The sequence below is a fragment of the Antrihabitans stalactiti genome, assembly GCF_012932915.1.
Taxonomy (GTDB): Bacteria; Actinomycetota; Actinomycetes; order Mycobacteriales; family Mycobacteriaceae; genus Antrihabitans; species Antrihabitans stalactiti.
Map to the genome: position 1 here is coordinate 64,493 of NZ_VCQU01000016.1, position 22,151 is coordinate 86,643.

The window sequence follows — 22,151 nt, forward strand, 5'->3', positions numbered from 1 at the left end:
CGACAGAACAGGAAGTATGTGAACATCGCCATCAGCACGACCCTCGAGGACATCGATTTCGACGACGCGGTCGAAAAAACGAAAGCAGCGCTGTCCGAGCAAGGATTCGGGGTCCTCACCGAGATCGACGTCCAAGCCACAATGCAAGAAAAACTCGGCGAGCAGATGGAGCGCTACCTCATCCTGGGCGCATGTAATCCGACGCTTGCGCATCGAGCGGTCGGGGTGATGCGGCAGATCGGTCTGCTCCTGCCGTGCAACGTCGTTGTGCGCGCCGACATGTCGAGCCCGGAGTCGGCAGCGGTGATTGTCGAAGCGATGAACCCGCAGATCATGGTCGAGGTCACCGGCGAACATGCACTCGAAGACGTCGCGGGCGAGGCGGCGGTCAAACTTCGCGCCGCCATCGCGGCCCTCGGCGGCCGCCCTACGAGCGATTGATCCCAGTGCGTTCGACAGTGGTGCTTCCGGTGCCAGCGCGGTGACACTCGCGCTTGCGGCGATCGTCGGGATCGCCATCGGAATACTCCTCGGCCTGCTCGGCGGCGGCGGGTCCATCCTCGCGGTCCCAGCATTGGTCTACGCGCTCGACCTACCACTGTCGGAAGCGATTCCCACCTCGTTGCTGGTGATCGGCATCGCCTCGGCCACTGGTGTGATCCCGAAAATCCGCGCACACGACATCGAGTGGCGCATGGCCGCGATCTTCGCCGCCACCGGCATCGCCGGCACCGTGGTGGGCACCGTCCTGGGCAAACACCTCCCCGACAACGTGGTCCTACTCGGGTTTGCCGCTGTGATGGTTGCTGCGGGTATCAGGATGCTCACCGGCAGCGACGATGTCGGAACAGCCTGCAGCACCGACGGATCCGGGATCAACTGGCGTCGATGCGCGCCGCGCTCCATCCCTACCGGCTTTGGGGTCGGTGTCCTCACCGGACTGTTCGGCGTCGGCGGTGGCTTTCTCATCGTCCCTGCGTTGGTGCTGATGCTCGGCATCGAGATGAGCATCGCCATCGGCACGTCATTGGTCGTGATCGTGGTCAACTCCGCCGCCGGGCTCGCCGCGCAGTTCGACGGTCTTGGCTCGAACTGGGCGCTGACCACCGTCTTCGCCGGTGCCGCGATCATCGGTTCGGTGTTCGCCGCCCGATTCAGCACTCGCATCGACGACGCCAAACTCCGGAAATGGTTCGCCTACCTGGTCTTCGCCGTCGCTGCCTTGGTCGCCGTCGACACGATCGTGCTGCACTGACCGGCCGAGGCGCCCGAGAATTCCAACCGAAAATGCCCCCCCGGGTAATATGGGGAGCCTGGTACCACCACCGAAGGAGACATCATGGTCGGCGACGAAGACAGCATCGCACTGGTTCTGAACCGGCTGCGACGAGCGCACGGACAACTGGCCGGAGTGATCGGCATGATCGAAAACGGTCGCGACTGCAAAGACGTCGTCACCCAACTCGCCGCCGTCTCGCGAGCCCTCGACAAAGCCGGCTTCAAGATCGTCGCCACTGGTCTACGCGAATGCATGACCGGAGCCACCGCAGACAACAAACAACCCATGACCGAGGCCGAGCTCGAGAAACTCTTCCTCGCGCTCGCCTGACACGGCGTTGCATCGCCTCGCCACCGGAAGGACACGCCAGCATGGATATTGCCATCATCGAGACGTCGAGCCTGGGCGATCGCAGCTACCTGATCAGTGCCAACGGGATCGGCGTCGTGATCGACCCGCAGCGCGACATCGATCGGATCGAAAAACTTGCCAGCGAGAAGAACGCAACAGTCACCCACGTACTCGAAACTCATATCCACAACGACTACGTCACCGGCGGTCTCGAACTCTCCCGTGTCGCCGGTGCCGAATACGTTGTCCCCGAGGGTGACCCGCTGGGATACGAACGACGAGCGGTCAATGACGGTGACGTCGTCGAGGCGGGGCCCTTCAGCTTTCAGGTACTGCACACCCCCGGCCATACCCATCATCACGTCAGCTACGTCCTACGCGACGACACGGGCAGCCCCGTCGCAGTGTTCACCGGCGGATCGATGCTCTACGGATCGACCGGTCGAACCGACCTCCTCGGATCCGACCACACCGCCGAACTCACGCACTCCCAATACCATTCGGTTCGCCGGATCGCCGACGAACTACCACCCGAGACCGCGGTCTACCCGACCCACGGGTTCGGTAGCTTCTGTTCCGCCACCCCCACGAGTGGCGACGCCTCCACCATTGGTGAGCAACGAGCGACCAACCCGGCGCTGACCCAGGACGAACAGACCTACGTCGACGAACTGATCGCGGGCCTGTCCGCCTATCCCGCCTACTACGCCCACATGGGTGTTATCAACACGAAGGGGCCGGAGCCTGTCGATCTGACCAACCCCGCGCCAGTGAACGTCCAGGAGCTGCGGCAACGAATCGACGCCGGTGAATGGGTGGTCGATCTGCGCACCCGAACTGCGTTCGCGGCAGGGCATATCGACGGCAGCCTCGGCTTCGAGTTGTCCACGAGCTTCGTGACCTACCTCGGTTGGCTCTACGAGTGGGGCGCGCCGTTGACGCTGATCGGCGAGAACGCCGACCAGATCAATGAAGCCCAACGCGAACTCGTACGGATCGGAATCGACGATCTCGCCGGTGCTGCTGTCGGTGAGATCCGCACGCTTGTCGGGGACGGCACATTGCGGGCATATGCGGTCTCGGACTTCGCGGGACTGGCGGCCGCCACGAGCGATCGGACTGTCGTCGTACTCGACACTCGGCAATCGGGCGAATTTCGCGACGGGCATATTGCCGGTGCGGTGAACATCCCGCTGCATGAGCTTCCGCACCGCCTCGACGAAGTTCCCGCCGGCGAAGTGTGGGTGCACTGCGCTTCCGGTTACCGATCCTCGATAGGCGCATCGCTTCTCGATCGCATCGATCGGAACGTAGTACTCGTCGACGACGACTATGAGAACGCAGCCTCGGCAGGTCTGCCGCAGACAATAACGCCCTGAGCTAGTCCGCAACCCGCCACATCTCGGCCCTTATCGCCGCGAGTCATAATCTAATTGCTGACAGACGCGGGCTCCTGGTCGCGATCACTGCGGTGCTCGTGACTGTGGTGGGGGATGTGGCCTCGACCGGGCGTCCAGGGGGCGAGTACGACCGCCCCGACGCCGACGATGACGGCCAGGACCAGCGACGCTTGCTCGGCGCCGTGCACGAATGCGGCCTTGGCGAAGTCGGCCAATTCTTGCGCGGCGGGACCTGCCTGGTCGGTGACCTGCAGGGCTGCAGCGAGGGAATCGGACACGGGTTCGCGTGCTTGTTCGGGCACTCGGGGCAGTGCAGGTTGGATGCGGTTGCTGTACCCAGCGGCGAGCACGCTTCCGGCGATGGCGATCCCCACCGCGGCGCCGATTTCTCTGGCGGCGTCGTTGACCGCTGCGGCGACCCCCTGCTTCGCGCGGGGTGTTTCCGCCACGATGGCTGCGGTGGCGGGGGCGGTGCACAACCCCAACCCGGCGCTCAAGATGAGCAGCGGCCACAACATGTCGAGATAGACAGCGTCCATGCCCAGCCGGCTGATCAGGAACAACCCCATCGCGATGAGCAACAGCCCGGGAACGGTAACCATGCGTAGACCGACCCGCTCGGCCAACCAGGGCGCGACCACCGAAATCAATACCAGCGGAACGATCATCGGGGCGATCGCCAATGCGGACTGCAACGGGCGGTAGCCGAGAATCAGCTGCAAGAACTGCACGAGCACCAGGAACACCCCGAACATTACGACGAACTGCAGGGTGATCGACACGGTCGCGCTGCCGAACCCGCGCTGGGTGAACAACCGCAACTGCAACAACGGATGAGTGGCCCGCAACTCGACGACGACAAAGATCATCGCGGCGACCAGCCCCGTCCCGAGCAGACCGAGCACGACCGGGTCGTGCCAGCCGCGTAGCGGGGCCTCGGTCAGGGCGATGACGATTACCCCGATCGCGACGGCGATGCTGACCGAACCCGCGGGATCCATCGCTGGACGTATTCGGTCGACGGATTCGGGGATGGTGAATGCCAAGATCAGCAGCACTACCCCGATGACGGTCAGTCCGGCGAAGATGGACGGCCACGACCAGACCTCGAGCAGAACACCGGAGCCGAGGATGCCGAGCACTGCACCGGATCCGGCCACTCCTGCCCAGATCCCGACTGCCCGTCCGCGCTGGTGCTCGGGCAGACCCGTGGTCAAGATCGACAAAGTCGATGGCATCACGAATGCAGCACCCGCCCCGGCGGCCGCGCGTGCCGCGATCAGCGATGCCGGGTCCTGCCACAGCAGCGGGATCGCCGAAGCGGCCGAAAACACCGCCAGTCCGGCGATCAGGACGGCCCGTCGACCATATCGGTCACCCAGCGCGCCAGCCGGGAGCACCAGGCACGCCAATGTGAGGGTGTAGCCATCGACAATCCAGGTGAGCTGGCCCTGGGTTGCACCGGTCGCGGTCGCGATGTCGGTGAGGGCGGCATAGAGCGCGGCCATCGACCCGATGACCAAGGCGACGGACAGACATGACACCACCAGCGTCCATCGTTGGGCTCGCGACAGACGCATGATCGTCGAGCTGGTCGAATCCATCGCGCCTCCGCCGTGTAGATACCGTCGGTACCTGTCCGCTACTATCGGTATCATAAAAATTGTTGGGGCGATAGGGCGATGGGCATTTCGGTTGGGATTAGCCTTCGGGGGTGAGTATGGGGATGAACGCCGGGTCTGGATCGCACGCCGATCCTGAGGACATCGATCCGCGGCTGGTGCGGTCGCGTGCGCGTTTGTTGGACGCGGCGACCGGGTTGCTCAGTACCGGCGGTATCGAGGCGGTCACCATCGACGCGGTGACAAAGGTATCCAAAGTCGCCCGCACGACGTTGTACCGGCATTTCAGTAGCTCGACGCATCTGCTCGCTGCGACCTTCGAGCGACTGTTGCCGCAGGTCACGCCACCGCCTGCGAGCGGGACGTTACGTGAGCGGTTGATCGAGTTGTTGAGTCGGCAGGCGGTGCTGATCGAGGAAACGCCGATTCAACTGACCACCCTGGCCTGGCTCGCGCTGGGGCCCACCGCATCCGGCAGGAGGTCTGACGGTCCGCAGGACGACGGGCCACGATCGATGGGCGCGTTGCGTGTCCGAGTCGCCGATCAGTACCGGGGGCCGTTCGATCAAATACTCGACAGCCTCCAAGCCCGCGCCGAACTCGGCGATTTCGACACCACGATTGCGTTGTCGCAACTGGTTGGGCCAATCGTGTTCGCACGACTGACCGGCATTCACACCTTCGACCACGCCGACTGCGTCCGCCTTGTCGATGACTTCCTCACCGCGCGCAAGATGGCTCTCCCGCAGTAGCAGTCTGTGGAACACGCCCTGCTGACGCGGGGCAGGTGTCCCTTTTGGTGCCGACCTTGTTTCCCTCAGCGAGGTCGCAGACCGTCGAGCGCAATGCTTTGAATCGTTCGGGTTACGACGACTTCGTCCAAGCCATTGTCGGTGACCAGGGCGGTCAGCGCGCTGACCGTAACCGCGCCGAAGAGGGCGACCGCGGTGGATCGAGCATCGAGTTGAGCAACAAGGGAGCCGTCGGCTGCGCCTTCGATCAGCAGCGCCTCGACTGGTCGGTGGTAGGCGGCGCTGATCAGGGCGGCGATGGCGGGCATTCGACCGGCACGGCCCAGTTCGCCGATCAGCGCCCTGCAGGCGTCGGGATGGCGAGCCATCACCCGCAGTTGGGCACTGATCACACCCCCGAGGCGATCTGCGCCGCTGCCGTGGCCGCGTACCGCAAGTGCTACTTCGTCGGCGACCTCGCCCAGCGTGTCGTGCAGCAGAAACGCCAGGATGTCTTCTTTGCCGGCGAAGTAGTAGTACAGCGTCGCCTTGGCGATACCGGTCGCTGCGGCGACGTCTTCGATCTTGGTGTCGTTGAGGCCGCGCTCGGCGAACAGCTCAGCTGCTGCCGGTAGACGAGCGGCTATCTGTTGCGGAATATTGCGCATTGCCATTCCTAATCAGTGAGTTCAGACTGAGAGTCTAAACCTGAGTTCGGCAACGTGGCCGGAGGCGAATCAAGTGTCGGACCTACGAACGCTGTACGACCCGTTTGATGCGACGATTCACGACGATCCGTATCCGACATATCGACTTTTGCGCGACGAGCATCCCGTCTATCACGCCGTCACTGCGAACACTTGGGTCCTGAGTCGCTACGACGATGTCGAGAGCGCCCTGCTTGACCACGGCAGTTACTCCTCGAAGCGGGGTGTGTTCCCGACACCTCCAGGGTCGGATCTTGCCGACGCGTTCATGCCGATGATGATCATGATGGACCCGCCGCGCCATAATCAGCTGCGCGCGCTCGTGAGCAAGGCGTTCACTCCGCGGCGGATCGCGGGCTTGAACGAAGGTGTCTCCTCTCTGGCTGCAGAGTTGATCGGCCTCCTTGACGAAGGCGCAGGCTCAGCGGATTTCGTCAGGGACTTCGCTGGGCCTTTGCCGGCAATGGTTATTGCCGACCTGCTTGGCGTGCCGCGCGAGGACCGGGTTCAGTTTCGGGAGTGGTCAAGCGCCCTGGTCGAGTCGAACCCGACCCGTGGCGAAATGGGTGCCGGGCTTGCCGCTGCCGCATCCGTTTACGCCTATTTCGCCGATTTTCTCGCCGCGCGGCGCCGCGCGCCACGTGAGGATCTGATTTCGGCGTTGGTGGGTGCCGACATCGACGGTCGACACCTCACCGATGAGGAACTGCTCGGCTTTTGCCTGCTCTTGCTGGTTGCAGGACACGAGACCACCACCAACCTGCTCGGCAACGCCGCCGTCGTGCTCGCCGAGCATCCGGACAGCCGCCACCGGATGACCCGCGATCGCACCCTCATCGGATCGGCGGTCGAGGAATTGCTCCGCTACGACTCACCCGTGCAAGGGCTTTCGCGCAATCTGACCCACGAAATCACGCTGCACGACACCACCATGGCCCGCGGCGAATCGGTACTGCTGCTCTTCGGATCGGCCAACCGCGACGACCGCGCGTTCTCTGATCCCGATGTTTTCGACATCGACCGGAGACCAACTCACCAAGTTGCATTCGGCAAAGGCGCACACTTTTGCCTGGGCGCCGCGCTTGCGCGGATGGAAGGCCGGATCGCCATCACCGCTCTGCTTGACCGTCTGCCGAACTGGACTGTCGATCTAGATTCCGCCGCCCGACTGCGGTCCGGGCCCATCCGTGGCTACTCCGCCCTTCCGATCTCATGGTCGCCGAGCTGAAGAACTGTCGCGCAGGTGTGGTGGCGGTTCCTGCTGAGGCTCTTCGCTTTGCGTGCGGAGACGGTTGTGCCGGCGCCGTCTCGCGTCGCGGCAACTCTGACAACGGCATTCGGGGATTTTGTGTGCGCGCTTTACGTGCCGTGGCCGGGATCGTCGGTCCGTAACGGTCCAACTTCGTACATAACGCTACTAAGAGTAGCGAAGCGACACTGGACGTGCTGTATTGAGGTTGTGAGCCCGGCGTCACGAATGTCGAATGCCGTTCCAGTGTCAACCGCAGCGAAAGGCTCCGCCGCGTCACCACCATCGGGACCCGGCTCTGAGTGCGCGACGTTCGCGGACGACGGCCCGGTCGCGCACGCGCTGAAGCTACATCTATGGAGGAAGAATGTCTGCCTACCGCACGATCATCGTGGGTACCAACGGATCTGAATCGTCTTTGCGAGCTGTGGACAGGGCCGGCGCGATCGCTGGTGACTCCGGCGCGCAGTTGGTGTTGGCGTGCGCCTACTACCCGCCCTCTTCGAAGGAGACAAGTGTCGCCGAAGAGGTCCTCAAAGATGAAGGGTGGGAGGTCCATGGGGGTGCACCCGTCTACGAGATGCTCCGCCGAGCGCGCGAACGCGCGGCCGCGGCGGGGGCTCGAAACGTTGCTGAGCGTGCGATCATCGGGTCGCCGACCAATGAACTGCTGTCCCTGGTAAGAGAAATGTCCGCCGATCTCCTAGTTGTGGGAAATCGTGGCGTGAACACCGTGGCGGGCCGCCTACTCGGGTCGCTGCCGTCCGATGTAACCCGTAAATCCGCTTGCGATGTCCTGGTCGTTCACACCATCGGCTGACTGGATGCATCGAGTTGACTCTGAATGTGCATCAACAACAGCGTGAGGCGACGTTGATTTAGTCACGCGGACACGGACCCGGGCCGAGTGTGAAAGAAGCCGAAGCCATAGGCGCCGGCGCCGATCCCGAGCGCGTCAAGCAACACCGCAATGGAATAGTGGGCGGACTCAGCGGCTCGGAGCGGAACTGCTTCGACCGCTGTACCCGCGGCCAGAAATGCTATCGAAGTCCGATCCAGCAATCTCGACTCCGAGGAACTGGGGCGGGCCATCGGGCGATCCAGCCTGCATATTCAACGGTCGTGTTGGGCGTGCCAGAACTCTCTGGGAGATCGGCCGGTCCATCGCTTGAAGGCGTGTGAGAAGTTGGTGATGTCGCTGTATCCGAGATCTGTGGCGATCTCACTCACCGAGATTGATCGGTCGAGGAGTCGCAGCATCGCGCGCTCGCGCAGGCATGACTCGCGCACCTCGCGAAAGGTGGTCCCCTCGTCGAAGAGCCGCCGCTTGAGTGTGCTGGTGGATATTGACAGCTCGTCTGCTACCGATTGGCGACTTCTTTGCCCGGCATGATCCTCCTCCAGCAACCGTCTCACCTTCTCCGAGAACGACGTGGTCCCGCTCCTTTGGTCGAGAGCTCGCTTCAGATCGACGATGGCGAGTCGATAGGCGAGGGGATCGGAGAACCGGCAGACCTCGCTGAGCGTTTCGGCGGGAACATGGAGGAACGACATCGGGGAGTCGAAGAGCAGGCGCCCGGCTAGCACGTCTTCATGGTTGGTCAGGAAGGTCGGCACCGGCCAAGTCAGGTGGAGTCTGACGGTTGAAACGTCTCCGGCGAGCATGTCGAGTAGTCGCAGCACTGCCAGCCCGCCGTAGGTGACGACCAAGCAGTCCAGTGCGGGATCGCTTGTGTGTCCGGTGAGTGCGATGGTAAGGCCGTGTTCACTTGGATAAAACTGTGGACTCAGGGCTGTCGAGATCAATGGCAGATAGGTGAGCAGCTCCACGATCTCGGCTACCGAGCCTGCACTGACTAGCGGAAAACTCAACGGGCCGAAGGATGTCAACTGGGCTTGTTCGGCGAACGCGAAGCCGAGCAGGATTGCTTGGTCGACATCCAGCTCGGGGTAGACCTCCCGAAACCACCGGAGGGGGGCCTGAACCTCACGCTGGATCAGGAGGGCTTCATTGGTTCCCTCGCGAGTCATGACGTTTCGAAACCGCGCGACTGCGTCTGGGTCGAGTGCTTGACTCTCGAGCAGTTGCACGAACGCGAAGGGGGGGACACCGACTTCGTAGAGGCTCATTTGTTGCGCATCCTCTGAACCGAACTCACAAATATATGACTCCGCCGAACATAGCCTCGGCGGTCCTCGTCGACAACACTTTCACTTAGTTCCCGTGTCGAGGACGCCGCATTAGGAGTTGGCTATGTCAGTTATCACATTTGTCTCCCACGACGGCGACAAACACGAGGCGCCCCTCGAGGAGGGGCACTCGCTGATGCAGGTCGCAATCAACAACGCGGTGCCCGGCATCGACGGAGACTGCGGAGGCGAAGCCGCGTGCGGTACGTGCCATGTGATCGTCGATCCGCAATGGTCCGAGCAGGTCGGACTGTCGGGCACCGTTGAGGAGGAGATGCTCGCAATGAATCCCGAGCGTCAGCCGACCTCCCGGCTGTCCTGCCAGATGGTGGCCTGCGCGGTATGGGACGGCTTGATCGTCCAACTGCCTGAGTTCCAGATGTGACGACGACAGAGAGGGGCAAGACGTGATGAAGATTCCAGAGGCGATCACCGCCAAGATTCAGTCGACCATCCCGATGGACTTGCAGATCCAGGGCGCTCAGATGTACGACATCACCCGGCGATGGATGACCGGGACGAACGGGGAGAAGCTCTTCGTCGAGCGCCCCATCCCGCCGGTGGAGGACGTCGAACTGGCCGACATCGACCTCAGCAACCCATTCCTCTACCGCCAGGGCCGCTGGCAGTCCTACTTCGAGCGCGTGCGCAACGAAGCTCCGGTCCACTATCAGCCCAACAGTCCGTTCGGCCCGTTCTGGTCCATTACGCGGCATGCCGACATAATGGCCGTCGACAAGAACCACGAATCATTCTCGGCCGAGCCGGTCATCGTTATCGGGGTCCCACCTCGCTTTCTTGATATCGAGATGTTCATCGCGATGGATCCGCCACGTCACGACGTGCAGCGGGCCGCTGTACAAGGTGTGGTCGCGCCGAAGAACTTGCGCGAGATGGAGGGTCTGATTCGATCGCGAGTCCGGGAAGTGCTGGACAAACTGCCAGTTGATCAGCCATTCGACTGGGTTCAGAGTGTATCTGTTGAGTTGACGGCTCGGATGCTTGCCACCCTCCTGGACTTTCCCTACGAGCAGCGCCGCAAGCTCGTCTATTGGTCAGATCTCGCATCGTCGATGGAGCAAGCAAACGGAGGTCCCTCTGACAACGACGAGGTGTTCCGCGGCATGCGCGACATGGCGCGAGGGCTCAGTGCGCTCTGGCACGATAAGGCGGCTCGGACAGCTGCCGGCGAGCAACCCGGCTTCGATCTGATCACCATGCTGCAGAGCAACGAGGACACCAAGGATCTGATCAACCGCCCGATGGAGTTCCTAGGCAACCTGGTGTTGCTGATCGTCGGAGGCAACGACACGACCCGGAACTCGATGAGCGGAGGTGTTCTTGCGCTCAACCGGTTTCCTGACCAGTTCGAGAAGTTGAAGGCGAACCCGGACCTGATTCCCAACATGGGCTCGGAGATCATCCGCTGGCAGACACCGCTTGCCTATATGCGCAGGATCGCCAAGGCCGACACCCTGCTCAACGGGCAGTTCATTCGCAAAGGCGACAAAGTCGTGATGTGGTATGCCTCGGGCAACCGCGACGAGCGTGTGTTCGAACGGCCCGACGACTTCATCATCGACCGGGCCAACGCCCGCAACCACATCTCCTTCGGCTTTGGTGTCCACCGCTGCATGGGAAACCGGCTGGCCGAGCTGCAGCTGCGGATTCTCTGGGAGGAGTTGCTTCCTCGCTTCGAAAACATCGAAGTCGTCGGCGAGCCCGAATACGTGCAGTCCAACTTCGTGCGCGGTATCAGCAAGATGATGGTCCGCCTCACCCCGAAGTCCGACGCATGACATTGCAGCGGGCCCTCATCGTCGGGGCCAGCCATGCCGGGGCCCAACTCGCGGCCAGCCTGCGCCAGGAAGGCTGGGTCGGGGAGATCGTCCTCATCGGCGAAGAGTCTGCGTTGCCATACCAACGCCCTCCGCTGTCGAAGTCCTATCTAGCCGGGACGAGCACACTCGACGAGCTCGCGATCCGCAGCGCCGAGTTCTACCGCAAACAGGGAATCCGACTCCTGGACGCGACGGTCACGGCGATCGACCGCTCGGCTGGTCACGTCGTACTGAACACCGGCGACGCACTGCCCTACGACAAGCTCGCGCTGTGCACCGGCGCTCGTCCTCGGCGGCTCTCCACACCTGGCGCGGACCTGGCCGGGGTGTACTACCTACGTACTGCCGCGGACGTCGAGAGTATCCGCGAGGCCGCCAGGCCCGGGCTTCGGGCCGTTATCGTCGGCGGCGGCTATATCGGTCTGGAGACGGCCGCCTCGTTGCGTGCGCTCGGTCTGGAAGTCACCGTGCTCGAGGCGACCGGGCGCGTCCTCGAGCGGGTCACCGCCCCCGAAGTATCAGCGTTCTTCGACCGGATCCACCGGGAGGAGGGTGTCAACATCCGGACGGGCGCACTGGTCGAGGCCCTGTCCGGTGACGGTAGGGTCCGCGAGGTAGTCCTCGCTAGTGGCGAATCGATTCCCACCGACCTCGTCATTGTCGGCATCGGCGTGGAACCGAACACCGAGCTCGCCGCCGCCGCGGGTCTGGTCGTCGACAACGGTATCGAGATAAACGACCACGCGCGGACCAGCGCCCCCGACATCGTGGCCGCCGGGGATTGCGCCAGCCACGTCATGGCCCGTTACGGCCGTCGCATTCGCCTGGAGTCCGTGCCGAGCGCGGGCGAGCAGGCCAAGGTCGCCGCTGCGACCATCTGCGGGAAGTCCAAGAAGATAGCGGCGCTTCCATGGTTCTGGTCGGATCAATACGATCTCAAGCTCCAGATCGCTGGTCTCAACACCGGCTACGACGAAGTTGTCCTCAGCGGCGATCCGACCCGGGACCGCGACTTCAGCTGCTTCTATCTCCACGCGGGCGAGCTCATCGCCGCCGACTGCATCAAACGCCCCCGCGACTTCATGTTCAGCAAGCGGGTCATCACGCAGCAACTCCCTGTCGGCCGGGCCGAACTCGTGCTTGCCGACTCGGCCTGAAGCGTTGGGTCCGTTGGGGCGACAGGCATAAGCAGCGAACGCGGGACCGATTCGGAAGGACTTCAATGACGAACGTCATCCATCTCCCGCTGGCGAAGGGTCGTGAGCGGCTCTCGTCGGTCCTCATGGTGCCACTGCCGAGTCGGGTCGACGCGGCCCTGCTGGGGGCCAGTGACCGGTGGCCTGTCCGTGACCTCGCCCCGCCCCCGGCGGGGTCGGGCCTGGAGCCGGTCCGAGGGACCGCCGGACTGCCTCTGCTCGGTCACACGCTGGACTACATCCGGTTCGGCTCTGACTTCACCCGGCTCAGATACCAGCGGTTAGGACCGGTCTCGTGGATGGGCGCCTTCGGCACGAAAATAGTGATCGTGGCCGGCCCGGATGCCACGCAGGAGGCACTAACAACCAAGGCGAAGTCGTTCTCCCAGGACGGGTGGACCTATCTCATCGATGCCTTCTTTCACCGGGGCCTGATGCTGATGAGCTTCGACGAGCACAAGATGCATCGTCGGATCATGCAGGAGGCTTTTACCCGCGACCGGCTCGCCGCCTACGTCGACCAGCTCGGCCCGACGCTGGAGACGAGCATCCCCAGGTGGACACCGGGACAGTCCACGCGAATCTACCCATTGCTGAAGGCCTTGACTCTCGACGTCGCAACGAACGTCTTCATGGCGGGTCGGGGAGGGAGCGAGGACACCGACGCAATCAACGACGCCTTCGTGGCCACCGTTCGTGCGGCCAGCTCGATCATCCGTTTCCCGCTGCCTGGGACTCGGTGGCGAGCCGGAGTCCGTGGGCGCGCGCTCCTGGAGGACTACTTCAGCCGGCACGTGCCGGCGGCGCGAAGCGGCCAGGGAAGCGACCTGCTTTCGGGGCTGTGCCATGCGAGCACGGCCGACGGTGAGGCGTTCACCGATGAGGACGTCGTCAACCACATGATCTTCTTGATGATGGCTGCCCACGACACGTCGACCATCACCACCACCGCTGCCGTCTACTTCCTCGCCAAGCACCCCGTCTGGCAGGAACGGGGTCGGGCCGAGTCCGTCCACCTCGGTGAACGCCGCCCGGACATCGACGACCTGGACTCGCTGAGGACTCTCGACCTGGTGATCAAGGAAACGCTGCGTCTGGTGGCGCCCGTGCCGATCGTGATGCGCAAGACGGTCGAGAATGTCGCGATTGCCGGACGCCACATCCCCGCGGACACCCTGGTGGCTGTAGCTCCGGCGGTGAACCATTTCGACGAGTCGTGCTGGACCGACCCCGACACCTTTGACCCTGACCGCTTCAGCGAGCCGCGGCGTGAGGACCAGAATCACCGCCTCGGGTGGATTCCCTTCGGAGGAGGGGTGCACAAGTGCATCGGTCTGCACTTCGGCACTCTCGAGGTCAAGGCGATCCTGCACCACATGCTGCGCACCTACAGCTGGACGGTCCCCGATCAGTACGAAGCTAGATGGGACAACACCTCGCTCCCCGTCCCTGTCGACGGGTTGCCGATCACCATGGAGCGCAGATGAATCCGGCACCGGCGGCGCAGTTGCGGGCGACCGACTTCCTCGACATCGAGCACGAGTCAGTCCGGGCGTTCACCGCAAACGCCATTGGGAATGCGAGCACCGACCGGGACAAGGCAACGCGCCTCTTCGCCGCGGTCCGCGACCAGATCTGGTACGACCCCTACACGGTGTCGGACGATCCGGCCCACTATCGAGCGAGCTTCGTCCTCGAGACCGGGCGCGCCTACTGCGTCCCGAAGGCGGTGCTCTTGACCGCGGTATGCCGCGCGGCAGGGATTCCGGCGATGCTGGGCTTCGCTGACGTCCGTAATCATTTGCAGACCGAAACACTACGAGCGCTCATGGGCGGCACGGACCTGTTCGTCTATCACGGCTACAGCCATCTCTACATCGACGGCCGGTGGATGAAGGCCACGCCCGCGTTCAACAGCGAATTGTGCGCGCGCTTCGGTGTGCCACCGGTGGATTTCGATGGCGATAACGACGCCCTCCTGCACGCATTCACGGCAGACGGAGCCCAGCATATGGAGTACGTCCGCGAGCGCGGCATCTTCGACGACCTGCCTCTGAACGCGATCCTGACCGCGCTTCGGCATACGTACGGACCGCTGATGTTCAAGTCCGCTCCCGTGATCGCTGACGCTTTCACCGACACACCCAGTGGACACAACCGGCCCGACGGGATCTCCGCCGGTTCCCACTCACCCGGGGAGGAGCGATGAGCACGGCGCCCGCAGCGGAACGCCTTGGATGTGCGCAACCTTGCCAGCGGCCAACTGGTCGGAACCGTCCAAGGCGGTCTGTTCAATGCCGGGCATGTCTACCTCTCAGTGGAGCGGGTGAACCTGCTTGCCGAGATCTACGACGAGTTTGGAGCCTGGCTGACGGAGCGGGTGGTGTCCCTGGCCCAGGATGGGGCGGTAGGTTCGACCGGGTGCGACTGCCGGGTCCATGCGGTGACCGAGCCGCATATCGCTGACCTTGGCACGAGAGCTGACGTGGTACTCCAATGCGGACGACGCCGACAACTCCGCCAACCCTGCCAAACCAGTTGCCGCGTAGCGCTTGCGCTACGCGGTCACAGTTTGCTGACTGACCCCGTACCGCTCGGCGACCTCGGTCACGGGCGCACCATAGCGGACCTCGGCCACGGCTCGGAAGCGGACCTCGACCACGACTCGAGCGGTGACGACCGAATCGTCTACGGATCCCATTGACGGCCCAGACAATCCTCACCACAGATTGAACTCTGTCAATGATGTCCTGAGTACGTGTCGTCAAGTGTGCCCTGAGCCCTTACAGGTATAGCAGTCTGTAGGAGCACGGCACGATCACACAACTTCCGTCAGCGTTGAACCACGCCTCCTGCGACGCCCGTGAACCGCGAGCGCAAATCAGTCTTTAGTAGTTTGCCGGTGGCGTTGCGGGGGAGTTCGGTCACGAAGTGCACCTCGCGCGGGCACTTGAAATGGGCCAATCGCTCCCGGCACCATGCGATCAACTCTTCAGCGTTTGGCTGCTGCGCTTCGGGGGCCGCGACGACCACCGCGACCACGCGTTCACCCCACCTTTCGTCGGGACCGCCAACAACTGCGGCGTCGCGCACACCAGGATGGTGGTAAAGGGTCTGCTCGACTTCGATGGGATAGACGTTTTCGCCACCGGAGATAATCATGTCTTTTTTGCGGTCGACCAGAGTTATGAAACCCTGCTCGTCGATCCGGCCGAGGTCCCCGGTGTGAAACCAGCCACCACGAAACGCGTCAGCGGTGGCCTCGGGACGCATCCAGTATCCGCTGAACACGTTGGGGCCGCGCACAATTAGCTCTCCTACGGCACCGGCCGCGACGCCTCGATCGTCACCGTCGACGATGAGGCTCTCGACATGCATAGCCACGCGACCGATCGAACCTGCCTTCTCGACAACGTGCGCAGCATCGAGGATAGACACCAGAGGTGCCGTCTCGGTCATCCCGAAACCCTCGGTAAAGGGGACGCCGCGCTGCTGCATGAACTCGATCACCGGCAACGGGCACGGGGCACCACCGACCATGGCCAATCTCAGGGCCGACAGATCGTACTTGTCGAAGTCCGGCACCTGGGTGATCGCCGCCCACATAGCGGGCACCATGAACTGCACGGTCGCTCGACACAGCGCCATCACCTTCAATGTCGCGGCCGGGTCGAAAGACGGCAGTATCACGTTGGTCCCGCCGACGTAGAGCAGCGGTAGAGTATGCACGCCAAGCCCGCCGATATGGAACATGGGCGCCACAGTGACTGTGATGTCGCTCTGTCTCAGGCCTTGCTCGGTGGCCAGCACGTTGATCGCGTTCCATAGTAGATTGTCGTGGGTCAGCATTGCGCCCTTCGGACGCGCCGTGGTGCCCGACGTGTACATGATGAACGCGACGTCACGACCCTCGACATAGGCGCGGAGCGGCTCAGGAGAACCGCCGTCCAGCAGCTCGGTGTAGCGGAACTCGGCGTTGCTCGGCTCACCACCCACCGTAATCATATTGCGGACCCGCACTTCGGGCTCCGCCACAGCCGCCCGTCCAGTCGCGGCGAGGGGTTGGTGGACCACGAACGTGTCCGCACCGGAATCGGCAAGAATATAGCCGATCTCGCCTGCACCCAGCCGCACATTGATTGGCACTAGGATGGCTCCGATCTTGGCGGTGGCGATCAGCACCTCCATGAACTCCACCGAATTGAACAGCAACGCAGCGACCCGGTCACCCTTGCGCACACCCAGGTCAAATAGCGCGGACCCGAGTTTGTTTGTGCGACGCTCGACGTCCCTATAACTCAAGGTGCGTTCGCCGGCCACGAAGGCTGTCTTGTCCCCGTTCAGAAAGGCGCGCTTGGTAACCCAACCGCCGATTCCGTTGTCCATCCTGTGCTCCTCGTCTGCAAAGTTGGTATCGATTAAGATCGGGGAATTTTGAGGCTGTATTGAGCGGCGTCATCAAAAGTCTTCGGGGTTATCCGTGCGCTCCGCACATTCCGCACCGTCGATCGCGACGCTAACACCCACTTGATTCCCCAAAACCGCTCCAGCCAAAGTTACTAGGCGGTTTCAGAGAGTTCAACGCGGCGATAGCCACCTAGCGGCGCTATTGCTTCGAACGTGTAGCCCGTCAAACCGAATCCAGTACGGCGCCAGGACGTTCGATTCGTCTTAGTAGGTCGAGATGGAAGTCGTGGTGACTGACGAAGTACTGGCATTGGCGTGGGATGGCAATTTGCCAAGGAATTGCCAGTGACACCCGCGGGAGCCTCTCGGAAAATCCGGTTATTCACTTCAGCGGTGTCCTCCACTCGACTTTCGGTTCGGCACTGCACAAGCGCAGCCGGACCGGGATCCGGTATCGGGAAATCATTCCTAATCCGACGACGGTGCCAGCAAGGCAGGCCAATCCCCCCGCGGACTCAAGTTGGCCGGCGACGGCCCCTGTCCGTCCTTTTCTTCGCGTGTCACCAGATTGGACGTCACATGGTCTCGCGGTTCGATGGAAGCTAGCTGCCGCGCGAACTGCGTCGCGAAGCCGGGAAACATCGTGCCGTTGTAACCGTCTGCAGTGAGGTACCAACTCTTGCAGCCCGAGTTCCAGGTGGTCCGCGCAAGTCGACGCTGCACCTGGTGGTGAAACTCTTGCTGGCGATCCGCGCGCACGTCGAAGCTGAGCAAATCATCTTCGACGATGAATTTAACGGCCTTGACGATGTAATCGATCGCGGACTCCATGTAGACCAGAGCTGAGTTATGCCCCGGACCGGAGTTTGGACCGAAGGTGAAGAACAGGTTTGGGTATCCAGACACGCTGACGCTCTTGTATGCATAGGAGCCACGAGACCATTCCTCAGCGAGTTGCCGCCCGCCCAGGCCGGTCACACGAAAGGGGGTGCCGGTTTTGCATACGTCGAATCCTGTCGCGAAAACAATGCAATCCACCTCGTGTTCGATCCCGTCCGCGGTGCGAATCCCGTTTGGCGCTAACGTCGCAATTGGCCATGTGATCAGCTTGCAATTGTCCTGCTGAAGAGCCGGGTAGTAGTCGTTGCTCATCAGCATTCGCTTGCACCCAGGGCGGAAATCGGGCATGAGTTGGTATCTGGTCCATGAATCGTTCACTTGTCGGCGCAGATTCGCCCGCGCGACCCATTGGATCGCGGTGGTGACGGGCGTGTCCCACACCATGCCGAGCGCCATCATCTCGTGAAGCCAGAACCACGCCTGTCGCGCAGAACTCTCCGTAATCGGCAGTCGACGGAACATCGACTTCGTCCATTCGGGATGAGGCAAGTCCACGCGGGGCAGGACCCAACCCGCAGTGCGCTGAAACACTTTGACGCTATGCGCAGCTTTGACCACTTCCGGAATAATCTGCACGGCACTGGCGCCCGTACCGATCACCGCTATCCGCTTGTCGGAAATGTCATAACTATGATCCCAGCGAGCGCTGTGGATTTTGTGGCCCGCAAAAGAATCGAGCCCACGTATATCGGGCAGGCTCGCATTTGCTAGCGGTCCCGACGCTACAACTGCCGTCCGTCCGCGATAGGCAGTACCATCCTCCGTTTCCGCCGTCCACGTCCCGGTTTCGTCATCGAAGCCGATTCCTGTGACATTCGCTCCGAAACGGATATGCTGCTCGAGCTGATACTTGCCCACGATGTGCTTTATGTAACCGAGGATCTCGTCGCTACTGGAGTACGTGCGCGACCACTCCGGGTTCGGCTCGAAAGAGTATGAGTAGAGCAGCGACGGAATATCGCATGCGGCGCCGGGGTATGTGTTATCACGCCAGGTGCCGCCTACCTCGTGGCCACGTTCGAGGATGACAAAGTCGTCGATCCCCTTTTGCAACAGCCGGATAGCGGTGCCAAGGCCGGCGAACCCAGCTCCGATGATCAGAACCGTCGATGTCTCTGTCATCTCGACACCGGTTCGTAGGTGAGTTCCTTCGTCCACGAGGGGACTTTGCCGAGCACCCGAGTTGGGAAGTGGTCGATCGCAATACCCATTTTCTCGGCGACATACTGGAACGGCTGTGTCTGTTTGATGGCAATCGCCATGTGGTACTTCATGAGGTGATAAGTCGGCAACCGCCGAGTGTTTTCGCTTCGGTCTCCCACATTCGAGTACCGGTTGACCGCGTTGTACAACTTCTCCTCGGACAGTCCCATCGCGGCAATGTTTGCCATCATCCTGGCCAGCAGAGGGGCGTACAGCACGAAGCCGAGAGCAAAGTCCGGCCGTAGCAATGTTCCCGCCATTTCGATCACGTGTCGGCGGATGGGGCTCGCACCGAGTTGGTCGAGTACCTGGAAGCCGACTGCCAAATGCCGTGACTCGTCGTTGTTGATATTCTTGAAGACTTCACCACATACAGGGTCGTGAACTTCATCGAGCAAAAACTTCAGCAGCGCGCCGTCGAGGGCGCATTCCAGTGCTGGGATCGCTGATCCGATCACCGTGAGAGGGAGATCGTCAGCGTAGCGGTCCAACCACTCGATCACGAGGCGAATGTTTTTGTTCGGCACGGGCGTTTCGCCTTCTTCGAGCATTCCCCAGCGGTGCATCAACGCCAACTCGGCGTTGGCATGACGCTGTTCCTCGGCGTGGAAGTAGGTGTAGATATTCTTGAGATCCTCGAAGGGCGCCTTGGGTGCCATTGCTGCGAAGGCTCGGGCGCCAACATGTTCGATCCACACCACATCGGACATGAATTGTTTGAGGGTGGGACGCTGCTCGTCGGTAATCAGCTCCGCACCTGGTGCGTCCCAGTCGATATCGGCCAGAGCCCACTGTCGATCCTTGATCGTTTTCAGCATTTCGCTGTATTCGAACGTCATTGTTCTCCTACTTCCTTGTTGGTTATCGCGCGATTCTCTCGATCAGGCCGAGTGCCCGCGTGTAGGTGGCAGGCGCCGCCCGTTTAATTTGCCACGCAATCTTTGCGTCGAATTGCGGAAGAACATGAAGTTGCCCGCGGTCGTGTGCGTCGAGGGTGCTTCGCGCAACCGACTCCGCGGACACACCGGTCCACTTCATAAGCGTGGCCGCCAGCTTGGCGGCAGACTGCTCGATCTCCTTACTGTCTATGATGTTGGTCTTGACGAAAGTCGGGCACAGCACCGTGACCGCGACGCCGGTCCCGCTGAGTTCTGCCGCCAGTGTTTCCGACAGCGCCAGGACACCGGCTTTGCTCACGTTGTAGGCACCCATCCGAGGTGCCGCACCGAAACTGGCTGCCGAGGCCACGTTGATGACTCCGCCGTTACCTCGCGCGCGCAAGCGCGGCACGAATACCTCGCATCCATGAATTACGCCCCATAGATTGACGTCAAGAGTCCGACTCCAATCGCGCATCGCCGTTTCGCCAATCAGATTTCCGCCGACGCCGATTCCAGCGTTGTTAATCACTAGGCCGACCGCGTTTCCCAACCAACGCTCCGAGGCGTCGGCAAGTTCGAGAACCTGTTGCTCGTTAGAGACGTCGCAACAGAAGTCGACGGCCCGTCCACCAGCTTCCGTAATCAGCGTGACAGTCTCTTTCGCCCGGATCGGATCAATGTCCGCACACACCACCCGGCCGCCCCGGCGAGAAAGCTCAGAAGCAAACGCGCGGCCGATTCCGCTGCCCGCGCCTGTGACCACCGCATCGGCCTGTTGAGTACGGCGGTCGGACCCACCGAACGACAGAATTTTCACGAGTCTCCTCTTTATGGTGAGCCTGGGCGGCCCGACTGGTACGGCAGTTAGTCCTAGCGCCAAGCCGATTCCGGCAAGGAACCTGAGAGCACCTGGAAAAGGTGCGGCCGGTGCGCCGATGGCGCGCGTGGTTTTTGCGCGAGTCCGAAAGAATGATCAGATCGCGCCGGTACAAGGGATGCTCGGTGCTGCCCTGGCCGCGTCGATCATCGACAGTTCGGCCGGCATCGGCGTTCGTCTAGCCAAAGCAGTTCGCTGGACGCCACACGCGCAAAGACGACTCTCGCTGCCGCGGCTGGACGTCAGCGGCGGCGACGCGCGGAACCATTTTGGTGTCGCGTGACACCATTGCCTGCACATGCCACCAGTTTGCGGTTCGCCGTCCGCCTTGTCAAGATGGGGGTGTGCGTGTAGCAGCTGGAACGTGGGGTGGGCGTACCACGGAGGAACGTCGTGCCGAGCGTAGGAAGCGGCTAATCGACGCAGCGACCGAGATTTGGGGTGAAAGCGGCTGGGCCGCAGTCACGATGCGCGGTGTCTGTTCCCGGACCTCGTTGAACGATCGGTATTTTTACGAGGACTTCAAAGACCGCGACGCTTTGCTCGTCGCGGCGTGGGAGAACGCTCGTGATGAAGTGTTCGGCGAAGTTTCTGGCGTATTCGTTAGCAATCTGCATCAGCCGATGCTGGTTACCCTTCGCGCTGCGATTTCTGCCGTCGTAGAACGCACGGCGAGTGACACCGGCCGTGCTCAAATCCTCCTGATGCATCATGTCGGTAGCGCACTTCAGGATCACCGGGCGGCCGCGCTCCAACAGGCGACTGAACTTGTACTTCTCGCCGCGCAACCACATTTGCGATCGGGGGCCGATGAAACCGGTCTTCGCATGGACACCCTTGTCGCCGTCGGTGGATTCGTCGAGCTGATCAGCGCATGGCAATCTGGCCTGCTCGACGTGGATGCCCAGCATATCGTCGACCATACGAGTCGACTGGCAGCGACGCTGTCGGAACGGTATCTCCGGCAAGATTCTTAGCGGATCCGTGCAGGCGGTGGGTGCGGGTTCTCGCGAGCGCTTGCTGGAGTAGCCGAAAGAACAACAAGTCGCGATGGATGCAGTTTCGGCGGTTGGATCGGATCGTGAATTGGTCGAGGCAATAGCCGTGGTGCTACGAATTTAGTCCGTGGTGCGGGTGCCGGCGACCCATCGTTAAGCAGAGAGCTGACGTGCGCCAGGGAGTTCGACGTCCGGGCAGGTCTGGTGACGCGCTCAGGTTGACCAGTTGTCCGTGGCCATGGAAAAGTCCCCACTGGTGGCCAGTTTGAGGTCCCCAGTTTTGGCCAGATAAAAGTCCCCACCCCTTGCTCGTCGTGTC

22 protein-coding genes are annotated in these 22,151 nt (G+C 62.2%); 14 read left to right on the forward strand and 8 right to left on the reverse strand.

Annotation, left to right across the window (positions count from 1 at the left end; genetic code table 11):
- Positions 1–18 precede the first annotated feature (18 nt).
- The 4 genes from FGL95_RS30455 to FGL95_RS30470 all read left to right on the forward strand — a co-directional run bounded on the left by FGL95_RS30455 (position 19) and on the right by FGL95_RS30470 (position 3,009).
- Complete coding sequence (locus FGL95_RS30455; protein ID WP_169594467.1) at positions 19–441, forward strand: DUF302 domain-containing protein; 423 nt, start codon at positions 19–21, stop codon at positions 439–441.
- A 40-nt stretch (positions 442–481) separates the two neighbouring features.
- Positions 482–1,255, forward strand: coding sequence for a sulfite exporter TauE/SafE family protein (locus FGL95_RS30460; protein WP_338080099.1), 774 nt, complete (start codon positions 482–484; stop codon positions 1,253–1,255).
- An 84-nt stretch (positions 1,256–1,339) separates the two neighbouring features.
- Positions 1,340–1,609 (forward strand): metal-sensitive transcriptional regulator, encoded by a 270-nt coding sequence (locus FGL95_RS30465; protein WP_169594471.1) that lies wholly within the window; start codon positions 1,340–1,342, stop codon positions 1,607–1,609.
- 41 nt (positions 1,610–1,650) lie between these two features.
- The gene (locus FGL95_RS30470) at positions 1,651–3,009 is read left to right on the forward strand and encodes an MBL fold metallo-hydrolase (RefSeq protein ID WP_169594473.1); all 1,359 of its coding nucleotides are present in this window, start codon (positions 1,651–1,653) and stop codon (positions 3,007–3,009) included.
- A gap of 50 nt (positions 3,010–3,059) precedes the next feature.
- On the opposite strand, the gene FGL95_RS30475 is transcribed toward FGL95_RS30470, so the two are convergent.
- Positions 3,060–4,634 (reverse strand): MFS transporter, encoded by a 1,575-nt coding sequence (locus FGL95_RS30475; protein ID WP_169594474.1) that lies wholly within the window; start codon positions 4,632–4,634, stop codon positions 3,060–3,062.
- A 116-nt stretch (positions 4,635–4,750) separates the two neighbouring features.
- On the opposite strand from FGL95_RS30475, the gene FGL95_RS30480 reads away from it, so the two are divergent.
- A complete protein-coding gene (locus FGL95_RS30480) occupies positions 4,751–5,404 on the forward strand; it encodes a TetR/AcrR family transcriptional regulator (RefSeq protein ID WP_240963444.1) in 654 nt (217 codons plus the stop codon).
- Positions 5,405–5,469: 65 nt separating this feature from the next.
- Here the strand turns inward: FGL95_RS30480 and FGL95_RS30485 are convergent, their stop codons facing one another.
- Entirely contained in the window at positions 5,470–6,051 is a 582-nt protein-coding gene (locus FGL95_RS30485) for a TetR/AcrR family transcriptional regulator (protein ID WP_169594476.1), read from the reverse strand.
- 73 nt (positions 6,052–6,124) lie between these two features.
- Between FGL95_RS30485 and FGL95_RS30490 the strand changes: the two genes are divergently transcribed.
- Together FGL95_RS30490 and FGL95_RS30495 are read left to right on the forward strand one after the other, a co-directional pair.
- Positions 6,125–7,318 (forward strand): cytochrome P450, encoded by a 1,194-nt coding sequence (locus tag FGL95_RS30490; RefSeq protein WP_169594478.1) that lies wholly within the window; start codon positions 6,125–6,127, stop codon positions 7,316–7,318.
- 388 nt (positions 7,319–7,706) lie between these two features.
- Positions 7,707–8,159, forward strand: coding sequence for a universal stress protein (locus FGL95_RS30495; RefSeq protein WP_169594480.1), 453 nt, complete (start codon positions 7,707–7,709; stop codon positions 8,157–8,159).
- Between the two features lie 293 nt (positions 8,160–8,452).
- Here FGL95_RS30495 and FGL95_RS30500 read toward each other — a convergent pair whose 3' ends face one another.
- Positions 8,453–9,469, reverse strand: coding sequence for a helix-turn-helix transcriptional regulator (locus tag FGL95_RS30500; protein ID WP_169594481.1), 1,017 nt, complete (start codon positions 9,467–9,469; stop codon positions 8,453–8,455).
- Between the two features lie 124 nt (positions 9,470–9,593).
- On the opposite strand from FGL95_RS30500, the gene FGL95_RS30505 reads away from it, so the two are divergent.
- From FGL95_RS30505 to FGL95_RS30525, 5 genes are all read left to right on the forward strand, one after another.
- Positions 9,594–9,914 (forward strand): 2Fe-2S iron-sulfur cluster-binding protein, encoded by a 321-nt coding sequence (locus FGL95_RS30505; RefSeq protein WP_169594483.1) that lies wholly within the window; start codon positions 9,594–9,596, stop codon positions 9,912–9,914.
- Between the two features lie 25 nt (positions 9,915–9,939).
- On the forward strand, positions 9,940–11,328 hold the full coding sequence (locus FGL95_RS30510; RefSeq protein ID WP_169594534.1) for a cytochrome P450: 1,389 nt from the start codon (positions 9,940–9,942) through the stop codon (positions 11,326–11,328).
- Entirely contained in the window at positions 11,325–12,527 is a 1,203-nt protein-coding gene (locus FGL95_RS30515) for an NAD(P)/FAD-dependent oxidoreductase (protein ID WP_169594485.1), read from the forward strand. Before FGL95_RS30510 ends, FGL95_RS30515 begins: the two co-directional genes overlap by 4 nt.
- 65 nt (positions 12,528–12,592) lie before the next feature.
- Positions 12,593–14,053 carry a cytochrome P450 gene (locus tag FGL95_RS30520; protein ID WP_169594492.1) on the forward strand — a complete coding sequence of 487 codons (1,461 nt, stop codon included), beginning with the start codon at positions 12,593–12,595 and terminating at the stop codon, positions 14,051–14,053.
- Positions 14,050–14,775, forward strand: a complete 726-nt coding sequence (locus tag FGL95_RS30525) for a transglutaminase-like domain-containing protein (RefSeq protein ID WP_169594494.1) — start codon at positions 14,050–14,052, stop codon at positions 14,773–14,775. The genes FGL95_RS30520 and FGL95_RS30525 overlap by 4 nt, the downstream gene beginning before the upstream one ends.
- A gap of 348 nt (positions 14,776–15,123) precedes the next feature.
- Here FGL95_RS30525 and FGL95_RS30530 read toward each other — a convergent pair whose 3' ends face one another.
- The 5 genes from FGL95_RS30530 to FGL95_RS30550 all read right to left on the reverse strand — a co-directional run bounded on the left by FGL95_RS30530 (position 15,124) and on the right by FGL95_RS30550 (position 20,774).
- Positions 15,124–15,267 carry a helix-turn-helix domain-containing protein gene (locus FGL95_RS30530; protein WP_169594366.1) on the reverse strand — a complete coding sequence of 48 codons (144 nt, stop codon included), beginning with the start codon at positions 15,265–15,267 and terminating at the stop codon, positions 15,124–15,126.
- 131 nt (positions 15,268–15,398) lie between these two features.
- Positions 15,399–16,952 carry an acyl-CoA synthetase gene (locus tag FGL95_RS30535; RefSeq protein WP_169594496.1) on the reverse strand — a complete coding sequence of 518 codons (1,554 nt, stop codon included), beginning with the start codon at positions 16,950–16,952 and terminating at the stop codon, positions 15,399–15,401.
- Between the two features lie 489 nt (positions 16,953–17,441).
- Positions 17,442–18,995 carry a flavin-containing monooxygenase gene (locus tag FGL95_RS30540; protein WP_169594536.1) on the reverse strand — a complete coding sequence of 518 codons (1,554 nt, stop codon included), beginning with the start codon at positions 18,993–18,995 and terminating at the stop codon, positions 17,442–17,444.
- A complete protein-coding gene (locus tag FGL95_RS30545; protein WP_169594499.1) occupies positions 18,992–19,915 on the reverse strand; it encodes a ferritin family protein in 924 nt (307 codons plus the stop codon). The genes FGL95_RS30540 and FGL95_RS30545 overlap by 4 nt, the downstream gene beginning before the upstream one ends.
- 22 nt (positions 19,916–19,937) lie before the next feature.
- Complete coding sequence (locus FGL95_RS30550) at positions 19,938–20,774, reverse strand: SDR family NAD(P)-dependent oxidoreductase (RefSeq protein WP_169594501.1); 837 nt, start codon at positions 20,772–20,774, stop codon at positions 19,938–19,940.
- 118 nt (positions 20,775–20,892) lie between these two features.
- Between FGL95_RS30550 and FGL95_RS30555 the strand changes: the two genes are divergently transcribed.
- Positions 20,893–21,117, forward strand: a complete 225-nt coding sequence (locus tag FGL95_RS30555; RefSeq protein WP_169594503.1) for a hypothetical protein — start codon at positions 20,893–20,895, stop codon at positions 21,115–21,117.
- Between the two features lie 61 nt (positions 21,118–21,178).
- Positions 21,179–21,811, forward strand: a complete 633-nt coding sequence (locus tag FGL95_RS30560; RefSeq protein ID WP_169594538.1) for a TetR family transcriptional regulator — start codon at positions 21,179–21,181, stop codon at positions 21,809–21,811.
- Positions 21,812–22,151 lie beyond the last annotated feature (340 nt).

Excerpts from the sequence above, each read along its gene's own strand:
- FGL95_RS30465 (WP_169594471.1), top strand. The coding sequence starts at position 1,340 with ATGGTCGGCGACGAAGACAGCATCGCACTGGTTCTGAACCGGCTGCGA.
- FGL95_RS30470 (WP_169594473.1), top strand. The coding sequence starts at position 1,651 with ATGGATATTGCCATCATCGAGACGTCGAGCCTGGGCGATCGCAGCTAC.
- FGL95_RS30475 (WP_169594474.1), bottom strand. The coding sequence starts at position 4,634 with ATGGATTCGACCAGCTCGACGATCATGCGTCTGTCGCGAGCCCAACGA.
- FGL95_RS30480 (WP_240963444.1), top strand. The coding sequence starts at position 4,751 with ATGGGGATGAACGCCGGGTCTGGATCGCACGCCGATCCTGAGGACATC.
- FGL95_RS30485 (WP_169594476.1), bottom strand. The coding sequence starts at position 6,051 with ATGCGCAATATTCCGCAACAGATAGCCGCTCGTCTACCGGCAGCAGCT.
- FGL95_RS30495 (WP_169594480.1), top strand. The coding sequence starts at position 7,707 with ATGTCTGCCTACCGCACGATCATCGTGGGTACCAACGGATCTGAATCG.
- FGL95_RS30500 (WP_169594481.1), bottom strand. The coding sequence starts at position 9,469 with ATGAGCCTCTACGAAGTCGGTGTCCCCCCCTTCGCGTTCGTGCAACTG.
- FGL95_RS30505 (WP_169594483.1), top strand. The coding sequence starts at position 9,594 with ATGTCAGTTATCACATTTGTCTCCCACGACGGCGACAAACACGAGGCG.
- FGL95_RS30510 (WP_169594534.1), top strand. The coding sequence starts at position 9,940 with ATGAAGATTCCAGAGGCGATCACCGCCAAGATTCAGTCGACCATCCCG.
- FGL95_RS30515 (WP_169594485.1), top strand. The coding sequence starts at position 11,325 with ATGACATTGCAGCGGGCCCTCATCGTCGGGGCCAGCCATGCCGGGGCC.
- FGL95_RS30520 (WP_169594492.1), top strand. The coding sequence starts at position 12,593 with ATGACGAACGTCATCCATCTCCCGCTGGCGAAGGGTCGTGAGCGGCTC.
- FGL95_RS30525 (WP_169594494.1), top strand. The coding sequence starts at position 14,050 with ATGAATCCGGCACCGGCGGCGCAGTTGCGGGCGACCGACTTCCTCGAC.
- FGL95_RS30530 (WP_169594366.1), bottom strand. The coding sequence starts at position 15,267 with ATGGGATCCGTAGACGATTCGGTCGTCACCGCTCGAGTCGTGGTCGAG.
- FGL95_RS30535 (WP_169594496.1), bottom strand. The coding sequence starts at position 16,952 with ATGGACAACGGAATCGGCGGTTGGGTTACCAAGCGCGCCTTTCTGAAC.
- FGL95_RS30540 (WP_169594536.1), bottom strand. The coding sequence starts at position 18,995 with ATGACAGAGACATCGACGGTTCTGATCATCGGAGCTGGGTTCGCCGGC.
- FGL95_RS30545 (WP_169594499.1), bottom strand. The coding sequence starts at position 19,915 with ATGACGTTCGAATACAGCGAAATGCTGAAAACGATCAAGGATCGACAG.
- FGL95_RS30555 (WP_169594503.1), top strand. The coding sequence starts at position 20,893 with ATGGCGCGCGTGGTTTTTGCGCGAGTCCGAAAGAATGATCAGATCGCG.